A 585-nucleotide genomic window follows, 5' to 3' on the forward strand; every position below is an offset into this window, starting at 1 on the left:
GGCCCGGCGATCCAGAGCGTCGGCATCAACGGTTCGGCGTGGAAGGGCGACTCGGGCGGCCCCCAGGTCTCCAACGGCGTCCAGGTCGGCGTCGCTTCGACCGTGCAGAACCAGAGCGGCTCGAACACCCGCGGCACCAACAACTACGGCAGCGTCGCTTCGGCCCGCTCCTGGATCCGCACGACCGCCGGGGTCTGACCTCACACCCCGGTGGGGCCCCTCCGAGACGCGACCCGTCTCGGAGGGGCCCTTTCGCGTCCGGGTGTCGGTGGGGTGTGGGACGCTCGCGGGCATGCGGATCGCGACCTGGAACGTGAACTCGATCGGGCCCCGGCTGCCGAGGGTGCTGGACTGGCTCGGCTCGGCCCAACCGGATGTGCTGTGCCTGCAAGAACTCAAGAGCGGCACCGACGCCTTCCCCTATGACGCCGTACGGGAAGCGGGTTACGAGACGGCCGCGTACGGCATCGGGCGCTGGAACGGCGTGGCCATCCTGTCCCGCGTCGGCCTGGAAGACGTGACGCGCGGCCTGACCGGCGAGCCCACCTTCGAGGACAAGACCGACGCGCGGGCCATCGGCGCGAC

At 71.1% G+C, this 585-nt stretch carries 2 protein-coding genes; both read left to right on the forward strand.

Features of this window, described 5'->3' with window-relative positions; all coding sequences use genetic code 11:
- On the forward strand, nt 1-198 hold a 198-nt coding region (locus CFP71_RS42125), incomplete at its 5' end, for a trypsin-like serine protease (RefSeq protein WP_425266652.1).
- A gap of 94 nt (nt 199-292) precedes the next feature.
- Nucleotides 293-585, forward strand: a 293-nt coding sequence (locus tag CFP71_RS42130) for an endonuclease/exonuclease/phosphatase family protein (RefSeq protein ID WP_208636158.1), incomplete at its 3' end; no start/stop codon positions are given.

This window comes from Amycolatopsis thailandensis (assembly GCF_002234405.1).
Lineage (GTDB): Bacteria > Actinomycetota > Actinomycetes > Mycobacteriales > Pseudonocardiaceae > Amycolatopsis > Amycolatopsis thailandensis.